We start from the raw sequence: 16,705 nt of genomic DNA on the forward strand, positions 1-16,705 counted from the left end.
GGACGCCGGCGGGCTAAGGGACTTTAGATAGCTCGGCCTTAAGCGTGTTGATCGAATCGATGTTTTCGGGGTCTACCCCGTTAAGCGCGGCTAGGTAAATCGAGACAAAGTCGCCGAAGAATGCGAGGGAAAGCATTTTTTGGAGGAGGTCGTTGCCCACAGCGGTCACCGTCTCGGTTTTTGTGACGTTTGCCGTGAGTCGCGCGACAACCTCTGCGCGCTTCTTCATCTTGGCGCTTTCCGAGCCGTCTTGTAGCACGATGGTCAGCCACTGCTTCACGCCCTGTTCATCGGCTTTGACCCAGCCCAAGATCTCGTTGTGGCACAACTCGGGGAAGGTGTTCGCGAACGTCATGCATTTCGCGTTCTCGTTAATCTGACTCTTCCAACGGCTCGCCACCAAACCTTGCCACGATCCAAGGCCGTAAAGGACCGACACAAGACCCTGCATCTTGGTGGCTAACACCTTAGGAGGATTTTGCTCAAGCGGCACATCGACGCTCCAGAGTCTCGAGCACTTTCTGAGGCAATCTAGAAGCCCCGCATAATCTTGCGCGGGGATCAGCCCCATCTCCTCCGCGACCACGACCACAGGTAATGCGAGGTAGGCGAGCGCAGTCCGCGGAGGCCGCCCACCCGGCACGATGATCAGCGGATAGCCGTCATCGCGCGCCATTTCGGCCAGTTGGCCGCCGCTCGTGATCGCAACGATCGAAGCGTTCTTCTTCTTCGCGTCATGATATGCCGCGAGGGTTTCTTCGGTGTTGCCGGAATAGCTGACCGCAAAGATCAACGTCTCCTCGTTGACGAAAGTCGGCAAGGAATAGTCCCTGTTAACGAAGAAGCCGCACGAGCCTTGTTCTTCAAAGAGAGCCCGGACGAAGTCGCCGCCCGCAGCCGATCCGCCCAAGCCGGTTAAAATCGCCAGGTTTGGGCGGCTCAAAGGCTTAACCATCTTAGCGGCCTTGCTAAGCGCTATGGCCTCGTCACACTGATCCGGAAAAGCGACCGTAAGGTCATACATTCCTTTCGGGTCTAATCGCTTTACAAAACTCGGATCATTGAGCTGTGACATGGTTAATCTTCTGCGAACGGGTCGAACTCGTCCTCGGCAGGCACAGGCTTTCCGCCAGCTTCGGCCCTAGGAGCTTCGCCGTCTTCTCGGGGTCGGTCAAGGCCCTGCACGTTATCGGCGATGATCTCTGTGACCTCACGGTTCACGCCTTCATTAGTCGTGTACTTTCGAGTCTGAAGCCGCCCGTCGACCGCGACCAGCCGACCTTTGCCAAGGTAGTTCGCGCAAAACTCAGCGGTGCTACCCCATGCCGAAACGTTGAAGAAGTCGACGTCTACGCCGTCTTGCCCCTTAAACCTTCGGTCAACAGCGATGCCGAAGTTGGCGACGTTCTTGCCCGTTGTGGTCGAACGAAGTTCCGGGTCTCTTGTGAGACGACCGATTAGGATAACGCGGTTAAGGCTCATACTTTCTCGTCGCGAAGGTAGATCCGATGACGAATGACGTTATCGCTAATCCGCATTAGGCGGGAGAGCTCGGCGGGAACGCTGGCAGGCGCCTCGAAGTGCATAAGGATATAGTTTCCTTCGCGGTGCCCCTCGATTTCGTAGGCAAGCTTCCGCTTGTCCCACTTTTCGGCGGACTCGACGGTCCCACCATTCTTTTCGACGATTCCTTTGAAATCGCCGGCGACCTTCGCCACTTCGTCGTCGGACATGTTCGGCGATACGATGTAGAACGCTTCGTATTTTCTTGAGTTCATGGGCTCCCTGTGGACGGCTTCTAAGGCGCGGGGAGGGCCCCACGCAGAGAGCAATGCCGGGACGCGAATCATACCTTGCGGGCGCCCGCCAAGTGGGCCCCGGCCCCCACCCGACGCTATTCTAAGAGGGTTTCGTTAGCTGACAGCGTAAAGCGGTACCCGAAGATGGCAGCGGATTTCCGGCACATAACCATTCGACTGAGGAAGATTTCAAAGAACTCCATCACGCTTGCAAACTGGGAATCGAGTTCGAGCACAAGCCCTATAACCTTTGTCTCCTGGTTCATCTCCACCCGGCTTTTGGTTACCGCATAGTTAACACGGTCATGAATATCGAACGATTCCATAATCGGGTTCTGCACCCTAGACCGGTGGACGTCGCTCTTGTCCGCAATGATGAGTGCGGCTCCAATTGTGCTTGTGGGTGTGCCAAGAAGCTCCTCATGGTTGCCAATTGCACCAAGAATTGGGGCTATGTCTTCCGGAGGCATGCCCATGCCGTTCAAGATGTTATAAGCGATATTGGCGCCTGAGATCGGGTGGTCGTGCCTGTTGATCACGTTGCCGATGTCGTGTAGGTAACCGGCGATCATCCCCAGTTCCACCTCTCGGTCGGGGACTCCAATGTTTTCCAGGATATAACGGGTAATGCTCGAAACAATGCCCACATGCCTATGCCCATGCTCTGTATAACCCATGGACGAGAGCAATGCGTTGGCCCCGTCAATTAGGTGGCGGACTTGAGGATTTGCCTTGACCTCCTTGAGGGTCACAAGGCGTGGGCCGCGTGCTTCTCCTACGGATTGGGTATTAGGTGGATTCATTCGACGACGAGGGGCTTGTAGGCACCGGACCTCACCCGGTCGAGGTAGTAGGTTACGCCGAGTTCGCCCGGATAGGCGAGGATCCGTGGCAAGAGCTTCAGGTTCCGGTTCGGATTGTTCGGCGGGGGTGCCGCGCCGGATCCGGCGAGGACGACCGCATCAAACCAATACTTATTATTGTCAAGAGTAAACCCGTGGAGAAGGGAGCGGTTCTTGGGAATATTGCCATAGGGCAGAGCCATAGTTCTCGGAGCTTTACCCGTCAAGCCCTTGATGTAGACGATAGACCGAGCCATTTCTTGCTTGACCTCATTATCGGTTAACCTGTCGAGCGGTCTATGGGTCATCGTGTGGGACGCAATTTCACTTCCCCAGGAGATAAGTTGTTCCACCTTCTTCTTGCCGGTCGACTTAGTCCCGAAGGGGCCATTCGGAAGGATGAACCACGTCCCCTTAACAGGGAAATCGGGGTATTGATCAGCAAAACTCTTCCAAATCCCCACGGCGCTGTTGGGAGAGATGGCCCCCGACTTTGTGTAAAAGAACTGCGATTCTGACGAATCGTCAAAGGTTATGACGACAGGAGAGGCGCCTGGGCCAATGCTGAAGGAGTTGTCGACATACTCCGCAAGGGTGATGGGACGAAACCCGAGATCGTAAAGGGTCTTGAGATCCTTTCGAAAATTGCTGTAGGAGCGAACCATGTATTGCTCGACCGGGCCCACCCGGTGATACATAAGAATGGGGACTTTCCCACTCGGATTCGCTTTGCGATTCGTGACGCGCGGTGCAGAAACGGCAGGCGACGCGACTCCCGTTACCGGCACCATTGAGGGTCGCGACTCAGAATGGTTCGCCTGCAGGATGTTTAGAAAACTGGCGAGGGGAAGTGCGAGCCTTATCATGATCCTGCTAAGCGCTCTATTTTCCCTGCGAACTCCGCAACCTTGCTGAGGCTTCCCGCATAGTCGGGGCTCTCCGCAAAGAGGTGAAAGACAGGCTCGAACGAATCGGGCCTGACCAGCACCCATGAGCTGTGGTCATAAATCTTTATGCCATCGAGAAGGTCGACCTCGCTCGAGCCGCTGACCTCTTGGGCGAGCACTCTCATCACCATGCCCTTCTTATCCCAATTGCAGGGCACCTGGCGGTACGCCAAGTGAAACTCGGGGAGAACATCCACGATATCGCTTAGTTTGACAGACAGTTCTTCGAGCATCCCGCGAAGGAGGCCGAGTGCGAAAATAGCATCGAAGCCAGGATGCAGCTTAGGAAAGATGAACCCTCCCGTTTCGTCTCCGGCCAGGTCTGCATTCTCAACTGCGGCAGTGTTCATAAGATCGCGAACCGTGGATTTTGATCGTATGACAGTCGCCCCTTCTTTAACCAGGAGGCTCTCGAGCGCAATGGGCGATGTGACCGGCATCACCAACGTGGGTGCGGCATGGGTTCGGGCAATGAGAAGGCACAGTGCCGCAAAGAGTGTTGTGCCCGCGACGATTCGTCCGCGGTCATCGACAAGAAGGATCCTTTCACCTTCGTTGAAGGTGAGTGCGCCGAAATCGTAACCGATAGACGGCACAATATCTTTCAGGTTGTCCAGGTGAGACTGGATCTGCTCCTGTGACCTCGGAGCAAGTCGGGCATCGTTGTACGCGTTAAGGCTCAAGCCTTGGACGTTCATATCGTGTAGAAAACCTGGAAAGATCGGACTGATGCTACTGTAACCGTAGTCCAGAACAAGCCGAAGCCGACGTTGCATGGGATGGGCAGAGAGCAACGCGAAGTAATCGTTCTTATAAGTTTGAACTGCTCCGGTAGCGACATCGATAAGTCCGAGTTCGTCACTATCGACCCGCTGGAACTCTTCTCTATAGAATGCGGCTTCGATCTTACGTTCTAGGTTCTGCGGAATATAGCCCCCGGCGCCGTCGAACGCTTCCATAAGGGTCAACCTCGCGTTTCCAGGCAGTTTCCGAACATTGACCGCGGCGACAGCTTGGGCGGCCCGAATGTAGTGTCGCGCGATGGGCACGGGGGAACCGCGAAGGTCGATTACATTGCATCCCGTGCTCAATAAACTCGCAATGATTGAGCGCTTGATCATCCGCGAACTGCGAGAAGAGTCTCTGGTTGTGACGACGTTTCCGCGAGGGGGAAGAACGGTTCCGAGGGCGAGACCGAAGCGTGTGGCGAACTCAGGTGTGATCTCGATGTTGCTGATCCCGGCTACGCCGAGATCGCGAAAGAGGGAGCCGCGCCAGCGATTCCCGTACACCAACGACATCGTGAGGGTCGAGCCCCGCTCGACGAGCTTGTCCGGCCAAACCTTTATGCGTGGCCTTATCGTACAGCCGACGTCAATGAGACAGCGGTCGCCAATGACGGCTTCCTCTTGAATCTGCGACTCTCGTTTTATCGTGACACGTGAGCAGATGGTAGCGGACTTGACTTTAACGTCCATCCCCAAGTAGGAAGAATCCCAGACGACGCTGCGTTCGACAACCGCACCTTCTTCGACCAAAGTATTGTCCCCCAAAACCGAGTAGGGACCGACTTGAGCACGTCTCTTTATCCGCGAGTTTCTCCCGACACAGATCGGCGGGACAAGTTGGGTCTCGTCGTCGATGACCGTGCCCTCGCCTATCCAGACCCCTGGGTGGAGTTCCTCCCCAACCGGCTTGATCCCGATGCTGCCGCTCAAGACCTGTTGTTGGGCGTCCATGTACTGCGCAATAGTGCCGACATCGCACCAATAGTCGTCCATGATGTAACCATAGAGTGGCGCTCCCATTTCCAACAGGCGTGGGAATATGTCGCGGCTCCAGTCACAGTTGGTATCCGGAAGAAGATGCTGGAAGATCTCTGGTTCCAGAATATAGATACCGGTGTTTACGGTGTCGCTAAAGACGTCCGACCACGCCGGTTTTTCCAGGAACCTCTTTATTCTTCCACCGGGTTCTGTTATAACGATGCCAAATTCTAGAGGGTTAGGGACATGGGTGAGGACGATAGTTGCGAGGGCCCCCGTTTGTTTATGGTGTAAAGCTGCCTTAGTCAGGTCGCAATCGGTTAATGCGTCTCCAGAAATGACGAAGAAAGAGCCATCTTCGAGTAGGGGTTGAGCCAGCTTTACGCTGCCGGCAGTCCCGAGAGGCATCTCCTCGGTGACATACGATAAGTTAAGGGCGTAGTCCGTGCCATCCCCAAACTCATTCTCGATCTCGTCGGCGAGATACCAAAGTGTCCCGACCACGTCTGAAACCCCGTGAGTCTTGAGGAGCGAAAGGATATGGCCCATGATGGGGCGCCCCGCCACTGGAACCAAAGGTTTGGGACGGTTAGCGGTTAGTGGTCGCAATCGCGAGCCCTCACCGCCGGCCATAACCACAGCTTTCCTGACAGGGCTTTCCACCACGGATTGATTATCGCCGAGGGCGGGCCAGAGGTCCCACTGGAGGGCTAACGCCCACGGGGGTCTACCGGCACCCCATTGATGCGGACTTCGAAGTGCAGGTGGGGACCGGTTGAGAAGCCGGTGGAGCCGACGGCGGCGATGTGATGCCCGGCGGAAACTTTCTGGCCCTCTTGCACAAAGAGCCTCGAGCAGTGGCCATAGAGGGTGGACCGGCCGCCACCGTGGTCGATCACGACCGCGTTGCCGTAACCGTTGCGCCAACCGGCGGAGATCACAACGCCTGAGCCCGCAGCATAGATCGGGGTGCCGGTGGGGGCAGCGATATCGACCCCGGTATGGAGCCGCCGAGTGTGGGTGATCGGGTGGATGCGGTAGCCGAAGCCGCTGGTGTGCCGGCCACTCACGGGCGAACGGAAGCCGCCTCGGTACGTTTCAAACCGCCCTTGGTTTTGAGTCTGGAAAGCAAGGATCTGGGCTTGCAGCTCCTTACTCGTCCTCTCCATCGCGGCGAGTTCGTCTTCGAGCTCGTTGCGTTCGTTGCGCAACCGGCCGAGGGCCGTCGCCTTCCTAGCTTTCACCGCGTCAAGTCGAGACTGCTCGGCCGACTGGGTGCTTTCCAGCTTGGCGATCCGCAAGACCTGCGCATCCTGCACCTTCTTCTTAGCCGCGACCTGTTCGCACAGGATCTTCACCTCCTCAAAGAGCGCGCGGTCTCGATGTGCGATGCGTTCGAGCAGCGCTTGCCGGGAGGCGAAATCGGAAAGAGTGCGTGCGCCGATCAGGAGGGATAAGGCCGTCTCATTCGAAGACATGTACATGGAACGGATGCGCCGCGCGGCCATGATCCGCTTCTCCTCAAGCTTTACCTCGCCCTGCCGCAGCTGCTCGACGAGCGCGGCTTGTTCTTTCCGCTCTTTCTCAAGCTGGTCGCGAGTGTTCGCCAGGCTCTCCTCCAGGGTCGTCATCTGGCTGTCGAGCTGACGCAGGTCCTCGGCCACCTGGAACACCTGCTTCTTCTTCTCCTTAAGCTCCGCGCGCACGCCCTGGGCCTGCTTCTGGACCGAAGAAAGCCGGGTCTTCAGTCCGCGCGACTTGAGTTGGGTGCTTTGGGCGATGGCCGATTCGGGCGAGGTCGCAGCCACCAGGGCGCCCATTGCGAGCAGGGCAAGGGCCTTCTTCAGAGGGGCCTCCGTGTGGGTCTTGCGGTTTCTCGCACGGCGATGGACGAGCAGATCAAGCCATAGGCGGCACCGGCTGCGGAGAGAAGGATAAGGGCCTGGTTGAGAGGAAAAGGTTGGCCGCCGCCCATGGCGGAGAAGTTTCTGACCACGGTCGACTGCACGAGGTTGTCCGTCGCCCACAGGATGCCGGCGGCCAGCAAGCCCCCGATCGCCCCTTGGACAAGGCCCTCGATCAGCATTGGCGTCCAAACCATCCCCCGTGTCGCCCCCACCAGCTGCATGATCCTAATCTCGCGCCGTCGAGCCAGGATCGTAAGCCGTATGGCATTGTAGATCAAGACGCCGCTGGTGAGCAACATGACTCCGCCAAGGGTCACGCCCAACCATGGCACGGCGCGCATCGCGTTAGAAAGGAAGTCTTGCTCGGCTTTCGCAAATTTTACGCCGTCCTTTTCAACCTCAGGCAGGGCCTTTAAGGCGGCGACCACGCCATTAAAGTTTGAGATGTCCTTTACGCGGATAACGTAGGAGTTCGGAAGCGGATTATCCTTAAAGAGTCCATTGACGTCGACGTTCGGGTTGTCCTTGGCGAACTCGCGCAGGCCGTCTTCGCGCGAGACAAACCTGACCGTTTGTGTGCCTGGGATTGCGAGGATCTTCGCCCGTAGTGCCCGCGCCTCGCTGGTTGGGATCGAATCCTTAAGGAATATCTTGACCTCGCTCTTATCGCCCAGGCCTTGGACAAAGTGGGCAAGTCCCAGGTAGGCGTAACCCAGTCCACCGAGCAGAAAGAGCGCCATGGCCGCTGTTGTGATCGCGGCGAAGGTCATCCACGCGTTACGGCGTAGCGCCGTCATCGCTTCACCCAGCAAGAACTCTAATCGGTCAAGCATTCTCGACCTCCACGGGCGCCGGGTCTGCGTCGGACGCGCAGTCCGTGGCGCCGGAATCGTCGACGATCAGCCCTTGCTCCATGGTCACGGTCCGGCGATCGACCATACGCACGATCGGCATGTCGTGGGTCGCAAAAATCACGGTGGTCCCCCGCAAGTTGAGCTGCAAGAGCAGTTCTGTGATCTCGACGCTCTGCGCCGGGTCGAGGTTGCCGGTGGGCTCGTCGGCGAGCAAAAGGGGCGGATTGTTGATCAGGGCGCGCCCAATGGCCACCCGCTGCTGCTCGCCCCCGCTTAGCTGCCCTGGGAAAGCGTCGGCTCGGTGCAGCAGGTTCACGCGCTCGAGGATCTCTGGGACCAATTGCCGCACTTCCCGCCGGGTCTTTCCGACGGCCCGCATCGCATAGCCCAGGTTCTCCCAGACCTTCTTCGTCGGCAACAGCCCAAAATCTTGCGGAACGATCCCCATCTGGCGCCGAAGGAGAGGCACCTCCGCCGGTCTGACGGTCGCCAGGTCGCGACCGGCGAGCGTCACCGTGCCGGCCGTATGCTCGACCTCGCGCGTGACGGTCTTAAGCAGGGTGCTCTTGCCACAACCGGTCCGGCCGCAGAGAAATACGAACTCGCCTTTCTCGACCCGGAGCGATACGCCCCTAAGGCCCGTGACCATCTCGTTGTAGGCGACTTCCACATCCTGGAAGAGGATGTATGCCGCCGCACCCTCCCCATTCGGGTGCCCCATGCTGTCGATGCTACCTGTCAACGCTTGCCAGGTCTCCCGGACGTGTGGTCATGTCCAAGAATCAGGACGGGCCAGGACAGGGTGTATGCTCGGCTATGCTTTCAGCACTCGTGCTCTTCGCGGTCACGCCTAGGGACGAAGCGCGCGACCTCTTCCTCAGTGTGCTCGATTCCTATGCAGCCCGAAGCTCCGTGGCGCTCAAGATCGACCACCAGGACTCCAGCGGCCTCTTTCCGGGACGGTTCGAGCAAGAGCTCAAGTGGAAGAAAGGCCGCCGGTTCACGCTCCTGCTCGTGAAGGGCGAAGGGTCAGACGCGGTGTCGAGCGGCCTTCCGCCGGATTACTATTGCGACGGGGAGCGTGTCCTCGTCGTCACCTCGAGTGGCGAGAAAGCCGAAGAGCCGATCGAAAGGGAAAACGTGATGCCGGGCTGGGAGGTCACAGGAGACGTCGTCCTTTCTTGGCTAATGGGCACGGAGAACAAGAAGTACTGGGCCTCTCCACCGGCTGGGATTGAGACGGAGTTCACCATGGGCGAAGACCGGGAATGGATGGGAGAGAAGGCAAAAACCATCAATTTCTCCTTCGTCCGGGAAGACCAAAAGTTCGAAAGCGTGTTTTATATCTCGGAGGATAAAACCCGCTATTTGGGCGCCTCCTACGAACTAAACGGTAAGAAAGCGTGGGTCCACTACAAGGAACAGAAGTTCGACGTCGAACTGCCGGATGATCTGGGTGACGGGCCAGGGTAGCGTGTCGAAGTCTGGGTTGCACGACGAACTTCCGGATTACTTCACGGAAGAGCGGATCCGCGTCCGCTATGGCGAGACCGACCAGATGGGCCACGCTTACTATGCCAACTACCTTTATTGGTTTGAGCAAGCGCGCGGGGCCTGGTGCCGAGACCGTGGATTCACCTACAAGAGCTTGGAGGATATGGGCTATAGGCTGCCTGCTGTAGAGGCTCACTTACGCTATAAGGGTGAAGTCAAGTATGACGACTGGATCGTGGTAAGGGTTTGGATGCCCGAGATCAAGCGCGCGGCGATGAGGTTTGCGTACCAAGTCTACAACGAGTCGTCAGGGACGGTGGTCACGGAAGGTTACACCTGGCACGTACTCGTGGGATCGCAGATGAAGGCTGTCTCGATCCCACCCGAGATCCGCGCGATGTTAGAGCGGGATCCCCGGGCGCATCCCAGGGTCGACCAACCCTAGGGACGAGTTCAGACGAAAGCCGTGCCGGAACGGGTCTTCGGGATCCAGATTGATTCGCGTTTCCGCCGTGACGAAGGCACGGCCCCGAATATAGGGCGTCACCTGGTTCTCGCCCGCCGGCTCATACCAAGCCTCGAAAACGCTCCCTGAAATGCCCTCTTGGCGCCATACCTCACCGGGGAGCAGGTCGCCCCGCGCGGCGAGGCAGGCGAGCTTCGCGGACGTCCCGGTTCCGCAGGGCGAGCGGTCGAAGGCGCCGCCCGGGCAAAGCACAAAGTTCTGCGCGCTGAGGGTGCTGTCGCTCGGCGCACCGAAAAGGGCGATGTGGTCGATGACTTCACCCTCTGGGCCGGTCAGCCCCGCGCGCGAAAGGGCCGCCCGCACCCCGAGGCTGAACTCGTGAAGGTCGTGAACGTTGATCGAGCCGAGGTGGTGGTCCGTATGGTCCGTGAGGAAGAACCAGTTGCCCCCATAGGCCAAGTCCCCCAGGACCGGGCGGTCGTGACTTGTGTCGACGACCACGCTCTGTTGATAGCAATAGGAGGGCACGTTTTTCACTTCGACCCTGGAATCGTCGAGCAGATCGACCGTGACTCGGCCCGCCGGCGTGTGAAACGTGTGCCGGCCAGGAGCGATCTGTCCGAGGAAGCGGAGGCTCTCGACCACGCCAATGAGACCATGGCCGCACATGCCGAGGTAGCCCACGTTGTTGAAGAAGACGACGTCGTAGCCGGGTTCCGCGGACTCCGTCGGGGTCACGACCGCCCCAACCGCCACGTCGCTGCCGCGCGGCTCAAGGCAAAGCGTGCGACGGAGCCAATCGTGAGAACGGCTCAGCTCGTTCCGTATCTGGATGGCGTCGCCTGCCAAGCCCAGATGGTCGCCGAAAACCATTCTCGTAGGCTCGCCGCCCGTGTGGCTGTCGACAACGTCGATGCGCATAAGAAGGGCCAGTTTACGCTTCGCCTGGGATTCTTGGAGGCAGTTACTGGCCCTATATCGCTCGAATCGTTACCAGCTTCTTACTTTTCTGGGACGAACTTGAGGACCTGGCCGTTAAGGCAGTAGCGCAAGCCGCTGGGCGGAGGCCCGTCTTCGAACACATGGCCAAGGTGACCGTCGCACCGCGCGCAAAGGATCTCTGTCCTCACCATGCCGAAGCCCTTATCGCTCTTGTACCAAAGGGCGTCTTTGGTGATGGGTTCGAAGAAAGAGGGCCAGCCGCTGCCCGAATCGAACTTTTCCGTGTTCCGAAAGAGGGGCAGGTCACACCCCACGCAGTGGTAGACGCCGGGGCCTTTGCTCTCTAAGTTCACGCCGCAGAACGCCGGCTCCGTGCCCTTGGCACGGAGTATTCGGTACTGCTCGGGGGTAAGTCGCTTGCGCCACTCTTCGTCCGAGAGCACGAGCTTGTCTTCGCGCTTCGGGCTTTCCTGGTTCAAATTGACGATTTCCTGCTGCATCTTGGTTTTTACCTGCGACTTCGGGAGGGTGGCGTAGCCAGCCGCGAAAACTCCTGCGATTGTTGCTAATGCGAAAAGGGGCGCCGTGAGTTTCATCTCCAATGGCAGGGAACGCAGTTCGGATGGGGCGAGTTCCGCGCGGTTCTGGGACCGGTCCGGCGCCTATGTCCCGAGGTTGTCTTCCCGAGCCGATCAGACTGAGGGCGGCGATGGGACTGAAAGCGTTCATTAACTCGCGGTCCCGGAGAGGCCACGTGGCCAAAGGCGAGGTTGCCTCTGCCGCCGCTGACTTCGGTCTTGCACTGGAGACGTGCGAAGCGGTCGTGGACCTCAAGGAGCTGGCGGCCGGTTTGCGCGCCGCGATCGCCGAGAAGGATCCATATGTCTTCGTTGGCGGCGGGGACGGAACGCTGGGGTTCGCCGCACAGATCCTTAAGAATTCCGGCACGGCCCTTGCGGTCGTTCCCCTCGGTACGGGAAACGCCTTCGCCCAAGACCTAGAGCTGCCGGTCGACGTCCGAGCGGCCGTGCAGGTGGCGGCCACCGGAACCCCACAACCGGTGGACGTCGGCGTGATCGAAGGTCGGACCTTCGTCAACTTCATAAGTTGCGGTCTGCCCGTAGCGATCGCGGACTCCTTGGACAGCAGGCAGAAGCGGACGATAGGGCGACTCGCATACGTGAGCGCGTTCTTCCGCGCCCTGCGAGAAATGCGCCCGTTCGACGCGACCATCGAGCTCAATAGCGAGTCCGTGACGTTCGAAACGATCCTGGTGGTCGCAGGGGTCGGGCGGCGGCACGCGGGCCCTTTCGTTGTTGCCCCAGACGCGCAACGCAACGACGGACAGTTCACAATATATGCGATCACGGGCTCCGGGAGGGGACAACTCTTGCGGCTGTTCTTGGCCCTATTGATCGACCGGCACACCGAACTGCCAGACGTGTTCCACGGCCGAACGGAAAACTTCAAGTTCAAGACGAGCCGCCCAAAGCGAGTGGCGGTCGACGGCGAGCCCGTGGTAAAGACGCCGGTGGAAGCCCGGATCGAGCCGGGCGCACTTTTAGTCATGCAACCCGTCCCGCGACAAGAGGAAGAACCGATATGAGTGGCACACCGGTGGTTCGCCTGAAGCGCGGGAAGGAAAGAAAGGTCCGCAATTTCTACCCGTGGATCCAGCGCGGGGAGTGCCGTGCTGAAGGCGTCGCCGATGGGGAAGTCGCGGACCTGGTGGACGCAGACGGCGACTTTCTTGCGAGAGGCACCTACAACTCCCAGAGCAGGTTCCTGTTCCGGGTCTTGAGCCTCGACAAGGCGGAAAGGATCGACGAGGCCTTCTTCTTCGGCCGGATCCAGGAGGCTGAGCGGAAGCGAAAGGAACTCATCACGGGCACGGACTCCTACCGCCTCGTTTTCGGCGAGGCCGACGGACTCTCCGGGCTCATAGTGGACCGCTATGTCGACCAGCTTATCGTGCAAGTCCGCTCTCTCGGCATGGAGCGGTTGAAGCCCCTCTGGATGCCGGCGCTGCAGGCCGCGACGGGGGCCAGGGGTGCATACGAGCGGAGCGAGATGGCGGGCCGTGCGGAGGAAGGGCTCGAACCGGTCGCAGGCTTGCTCTTCGGCGAAGTCCCCGAATCCATCCCGATCATCGAGAACGGGCTTCGCTATATCGTTCCGCTGAAGGAGGGCCTGAAGACCGGCTTTTATCTTGACCAACGAGAAACGCGGCGCCAGTTCCGCGAGGCGGTGCAGCCAGGTCAAAAGGTGCTGGATGCGTTCTGCTATTCCGGCTCCTTTGCCCTGAACGCGGCCAAGGCGGGAGCCTTGGCCTATGGCGTAGACATCCATACCGCGGCCATTGAGTCCGCCCGCGAACATGCCACGACCAACGGCCTTGAAGCCGTCTTCGTCGAAGCCAACGTGTTCGACTGGCTCAAAGCGGACACCCTCGGGCCTTACGACTGGATCGTGCTCGATCCCCCTGCCATCGCCAAGACCGAGTCGAAGAGGAACTCGCTCAAATGGGCGATCTGGCGGCTCGTGCACGACGCCCTTCCGATACTGAAGCCGGGTGGGCGTATGATCGTCTGCAACTGCTCGTACCAGCTCTCGCTGACGGAGACGGTCGAGACCTGCCGCCTCGCGGGGAGCGACCGGGGTCGTCAACTCTATTTTGAGCGCGTCACGCTCCAGGACCTCGACCACCCCGCCCCGATCCACTTCCCTGAAGCCCTCTATCTGAAGTGCGTTTGGCTCCGCGGGTGACGTCATGCAGCCCTTCGGGCCTCCTCCCAAGTTCGCAGGTTCGGCAAGAGCCGCTGTAGGGTCAGAATCGTGTTGCGGGCCCGCTCGGCGGTCCAGCCGTCTTCTTCGGCAAGGGCGAGGGCCCCTGGGCGGGTGCCCGAGGCGAACTTCCTCGTGCCCACGTGGAACGTGCCGGCTGTGACCTTGTCTGCCCCGGTCGCCCGGAGCATCTCGGCGAACCGCTCGGGGTTCCGCACGGGGAGGACCGGGGAAATGCTGAGACCCGTTTGGATCCCCGCCTGCTTGAGCATCGTGATCGCGGCGAGCCGCCGCTCGATGCTGGCGCAACTGGGCTCATAGCGCCTGCGCACCTCGTCGTCGTCAGTGGTCACGGTCATGTTCACTCGAATATCCGTGAACTTGCGGAACAGGTCTATGTCTCGCTCTACAAGCGGCGACCTGGTCTGGACGACCACTTTCGGCTGCGGGGCGACCTGGACCATTTCCTCAAGAAGCGACCGCGTCAACCTCAGCCGGGCCTCCAACGGCTGGTAACAGTCTGTGACCGAACCCAAGAGGATCTTCGCGCCGGGCAATAGGTGCCGCTCCCGCCGCAAAGTCCCGAGAGCGTTGCGCTTCACCTCGACCCACTTGCCCCATTCCTCCGCCTTCAAATCGTCGCTGACGAAGAACGCGGCATAGCAATAGCTGCAAGCAAAGGCGCAACCGACGTAGGGATTGAGGCTGTAGTCGAACGAGTCGATCCGCCCGGTGGCCGGGTGCAAAATCTTCCCGACCCAACGGTTCGAGACGCTGACCGCGTTAGTCGAAGGCAGTTCGGAAGATTCCTCGACTATCTCCAGGACGAATTGACTCACGTAGACATTATAGGAGAACTAGTAGACAAAGAAGGGCTATAGTCCCAAAAATCACGCAGACACGCCGATTCTGACACCGGGGCGGTAAATTGAACGCCGTGACGAGCTTGTTCTGCGCGCTTCTCGCGCTCGGGGCCCCCGCCCAGGAGGCGATCTCTTCCCCGGGCCACGGTCATGGCGCATACGTTGAGACTGCCGACGGCCGGCTCTACTATGAGAAGAGCGGTGAGGGCCCGGTCGTGGTATTAGTCGCGGGAGGGCCGGGATCCGGGCACTCCAGCTTCCACGGCTATTTCGACCGTGAATTGAAGGGCCGCACGGTGGTCTTCTTCGACAACATCGGCCGGGGGCGGTCAGATCGGCTGAAGGACGCGAGCGGCTACACGGTGGAACGTGACGCGGAAGACATCGAGGCTTTGCGCAGGCACCTAGGGGTCGAGCGGATAACCGTCATCGGACACTCGTATGGAGGCATGCCGGCGATCGCCTATGCCGTCAAGTACCCACAGCACCTTGACCGCCTGGTGCTCTCCGACACCCTTCACAGTGCGAACGGGTTCCAGCAGAACATCGATTCCTGCAACGCGGTCGCCCAGCGCCAATCTCCCGAAAAATGGGCGAAGCTCATGGAGATGCGAAAACGGGGGGTGAAGAGCAGCGCGGACGAATACACCGACCTCTATGGGCCGTGCCTCGAAGGGGTCTACACCTACGACGACACGAGACCTCCGGTCTTCTTCGACTCGGGCGACCCCCAGGACCGGTTCAACCCAGAGGTCTACCTGGCGATGCTCGGCGACGATCCTGAGTGGAAAGTCGCCGGCACCATGAAGCGGTTCGACCCGCGTGGCCGCCTCAAGGACTTGAGGGTGCCGACGCTCATCTGCGTGGGACGGCACGACCAGGTCGCGATTCCCAGGGTGGCCTACGAGATGCACAAACTGATTCCCGGTTCGAGGCTCCACGTGTTCGAAAAGAGCGGCCACTGGCCCTGGCTCGAGGAGAAGCAAATCTACTTTGAGGTGGTCAATGGGTTTTTGGGCCAGTCGTAAAGGGGACAGGTGGAGTCCCCGGAGACCTAAGGACGGGCCAGGTTCTGGTATAGTCGCAGATCGCGCTGGGCATAGCGACGTTTTTGTCGGCTCTGGCGCTCCCAGTAGGAACACCGAACTTATGAAGGTACGCGCGAGCGTGAAGAAGATCTGCGACAAGTGCAAGATCATTAAGCGGGCGGGAGTCGTCCGCGTGATCTGCATTAACCCCAAGCACAAGCAGAGGCAGGGGTAAGGAGGGGTATGGCACGTATCTCCGGCGTCGACCTTCCGCGCGACAAGGGCGCCTACTACGGCATCCAAAGCATCTTCGGCATCGGCCCCTATCGCGCCAACGCGATCTTGCAGCAGACGGGGATCGACCCGCGCAAGAAGGTGCGCGACCTCACCGACGAAGAGGTGGGCCGCCTGCGCAACCTGATCGAGCAGGATTACGAGGTGGAGGGCGACCTTCGCCGCGAGATTTATTCGAACATCCGCCGCCTGATCGAGATCGGCTGCTACCGCGGGCTGAGGCACCGCCGCGGCCTGCCGACGCGCGGCCAGAACACCCGCCGCAACGCCCGCACCCGAAAGGGCAAGGCCAAGACCGTCGCCGGGAAGAAGAAGGCTAAGAAGTAATGGCAAGGAAGCCCACGACCCGCGGGAAGCAAAAGGACAAGCGCCAGGTCGCCCACGGCCACGCCTATATCCACTCGTCGTTCAACAATACGATCGTCACGATCACGGACCCCCAAGGCAACGCCTTGTGCTGGGCGAGCAGCGGCCACGTCGGCTTCAAAGGAAGCCGGAAGGGCACGCCGTTCGCCGCGCAGCTCAGCGCGGAAAAGTGCGCCAACAAGGCTAAGGACCATGGCATGGAGAGCGTCGACGTCTATGTCAGCGGCCCCGGCGGAGGACGCGAGACCGCGATCCGCTCGCTGAACGCCACTGGGTTGGAAGTCCGCTCGATCCGCGACATCACCAAGGTTCCACACAACGGGTGCCGGCCCCCCAAGAAGCGCCGGGTCTAA

20 protein-coding genes are annotated in these 16,705 nt (G+C 59.7%); 8 read left to right on the forward strand and 12 right to left on the reverse strand.

Annotation, left to right across the window (positions count from 1 at the left end; translation table 11 throughout):
• Positions 1-13: 13 nt before the first annotated feature.
• From KF733_04570 to KF733_04610, 9 genes are all read right to left on the reverse strand, one after another.
• Complete coding sequence (locus KF733_04570) at positions 14-1,075, reverse strand: bifunctional phosphoglucose/phosphomannose isomerase (GenBank protein QYK56757.1); 1,062 nt, start codon at positions 1,073-1,075, stop codon at positions 14-16.
• Between the two features lie 2 nt (positions 1,076-1,077).
• Entirely contained in the window at positions 1,078-1,482 is a 405-nt protein-coding gene (gene ssb / locus KF733_04575) for a single-stranded DNA-binding protein (GenBank protein QYK56758.1), read from the reverse strand.
• Positions 1,479-1,778 carry a 30S ribosomal protein S6 gene (gene rpsF / locus KF733_04580; protein ID QYK56759.1) on the reverse strand — a complete coding sequence of 100 codons (300 nt, stop codon included), beginning with the start codon at positions 1,776-1,778 and terminating at the stop codon, positions 1,479-1,481. Before rpsF ends, ssb begins: the two co-directional genes overlap by 4 nt.
• A gap of 116 nt (positions 1,779-1,894) precedes the next feature.
• The gene (locus KF733_04585) at positions 1,895-2,551 is read right to left on the reverse strand and encodes an HD domain-containing protein (GenBank protein QYK56760.1); all 657 of its coding nucleotides are present in this window, start codon (positions 2,549-2,551) and stop codon (positions 1,895-1,897) included.
• Between the two features lie 47 nt (positions 2,552-2,598).
• Positions 2,599-3,327, reverse strand: a complete 729-nt coding sequence (locus KF733_04590) for a polysaccharide deacetylase family protein (protein ID QYK56761.1) — start codon at positions 3,325-3,327, stop codon at positions 2,599-2,601.
• Positions 3,328-3,503: 176 nt separating this feature from the next.
• Positions 3,504-6,020, reverse strand: coding sequence for an NTP transferase domain-containing protein (locus KF733_04595; protein ID QYK56762.1), 2,517 nt, complete (start codon positions 6,018-6,020; stop codon positions 3,504-3,506).
• A 44-nt stretch (positions 6,021-6,064) separates the two neighbouring features.
• Positions 6,065-7,174, reverse strand: coding sequence for a peptidoglycan DD-metalloendopeptidase family protein (locus tag KF733_04600; protein QYK56763.1), 1,110 nt, complete (start codon positions 7,172-7,174; stop codon positions 6,065-6,067).
• 23 nt (positions 7,175-7,197) lie between these two features.
• A complete protein-coding gene (locus KF733_04605; GenBank protein ID QYK56764.1) occupies positions 7,198-8,094 on the reverse strand; it encodes an ABC transporter permease in 897 nt (298 codons plus the stop codon).
• Complete coding sequence (locus KF733_04610) at positions 8,087-8,836, reverse strand: ATP-binding cassette domain-containing protein (protein ID QYK56765.1); 750 nt, start codon at positions 8,834-8,836, stop codon at positions 8,087-8,089. Before KF733_04610 ends, KF733_04605 begins: the two co-directional genes overlap by 8 nt.
• Before the next feature lie 95 nt (positions 8,837-8,931).
• Between KF733_04610 and KF733_04615 the strand changes: the two genes are divergently transcribed.
• Together KF733_04615 and KF733_04620 are read left to right on the forward strand one after the other, a co-directional pair.
• Positions 8,932-9,588, forward strand: a complete 657-nt coding sequence (locus tag KF733_04615) for a hypothetical protein (protein ID QYK56766.1) — start codon at positions 8,932-8,934, stop codon at positions 9,586-9,588.
• A 16-nt stretch (positions 9,589-9,604) separates the two neighbouring features.
• The gene (locus KF733_04620) at positions 9,605-10,054 is read left to right on the forward strand and encodes an acyl-CoA thioesterase (GenBank protein ID QYK56767.1); all 450 of its coding nucleotides are present in this window, start codon (positions 9,605-9,607) and stop codon (positions 10,052-10,054) included.
• On the opposite strand, the gene KF733_04625 is transcribed toward KF733_04620, so the two are convergent.
• Together KF733_04625 and msrB are read right to left on the reverse strand one after the other, a co-directional pair.
• On the reverse strand, positions 10,010-10,996 hold the full coding sequence (locus tag KF733_04625; GenBank protein ID QYK56768.1) for a proline racemase family protein: 987 nt from the start codon (positions 10,994-10,996) through the stop codon (positions 10,010-10,012). The genes KF733_04620 and KF733_04625 overlap by 45 nt on opposite strands.
• 80 nt (positions 10,997-11,076) lie before the next feature.
• Positions 11,077-11,517 (reverse strand): peptide-methionine (R)-S-oxide reductase MsrB, encoded by a 441-nt coding sequence (msrB, locus tag KF733_04630; GenBank protein QYK56769.1) that lies wholly within the window; start codon positions 11,515-11,517, stop codon positions 11,077-11,079.
• 209 nt (positions 11,518-11,726) lie between these two features.
• Between msrB and KF733_04635 the strand changes: the two genes are divergently transcribed.
• Both KF733_04635 and KF733_04640 read left to right on the forward strand, forming a co-directional pair.
• Complete coding sequence (locus KF733_04635; protein QYK56770.1) at positions 11,727-12,623, forward strand: hypothetical protein; 897 nt, start codon at positions 11,727-11,729, stop codon at positions 12,621-12,623.
• Positions 12,620-13,783, forward strand: a complete 1,164-nt coding sequence (locus tag KF733_04640) for a class I SAM-dependent rRNA methyltransferase (GenBank protein QYK56771.1) — start codon at positions 12,620-12,622, stop codon at positions 13,781-13,783. Before KF733_04635 ends, KF733_04640 begins: the two co-directional genes overlap by 4 nt.
• Positions 13,784-13,785: 2 nt before the next feature.
• Here the strand turns inward: KF733_04640 and KF733_04645 are convergent, their stop codons facing one another.
• The gene (locus KF733_04645; GenBank protein ID QYK56772.1) at positions 13,786-14,640 is read right to left on the reverse strand and encodes a radical SAM protein; all 855 of its coding nucleotides are present in this window, start codon (positions 14,638-14,640) and stop codon (positions 13,786-13,788) included.
• A gap of 98 nt (positions 14,641-14,738) precedes the next feature.
• Between KF733_04645 and KF733_04650 the strand changes: the two genes are divergently transcribed.
• From KF733_04650 to rpsK, 4 genes are all read left to right on the forward strand, one after another.
• On the forward strand, positions 14,739-15,692 hold the full coding sequence (locus KF733_04650; GenBank protein ID QYK56773.1) for a proline iminopeptidase-family hydrolase: 954 nt from the start codon (positions 14,739-14,741) through the stop codon (positions 15,690-15,692).
• Between the two features lie 121 nt (positions 15,693-15,813).
• Positions 15,814-15,927, forward strand: a complete 114-nt coding sequence (gene rpmJ / locus KF733_04655; protein QYK56774.1) for a 50S ribosomal protein L36 — start codon at positions 15,814-15,816, stop codon at positions 15,925-15,927.
• An 8-nt stretch (positions 15,928-15,935) separates the two neighbouring features.
• Entirely contained in the window at positions 15,936-16,313 is a 378-nt protein-coding gene (gene rpsM, locus KF733_04660; protein QYK56775.1) for a 30S ribosomal protein S13, read from the forward strand.
• Positions 16,313-16,705: a 30S ribosomal protein S11 gene (rpsK, locus tag KF733_04665; protein QYK56776.1), complete on the forward strand. Its 393-nt coding sequence runs from the start codon at positions 16,313-16,315 to the stop codon at positions 16,703-16,705. The genes rpsM and rpsK overlap by 1 nt, the downstream gene beginning before the upstream one ends.

The organism is Fimbriimonadaceae bacterium, assembly GCA_019454125.1.
Lineage (GTDB): Bacteria > Armatimonadota > Fimbriimonadia > Fimbriimonadales > Fimbriimonadaceae > JALHNM01.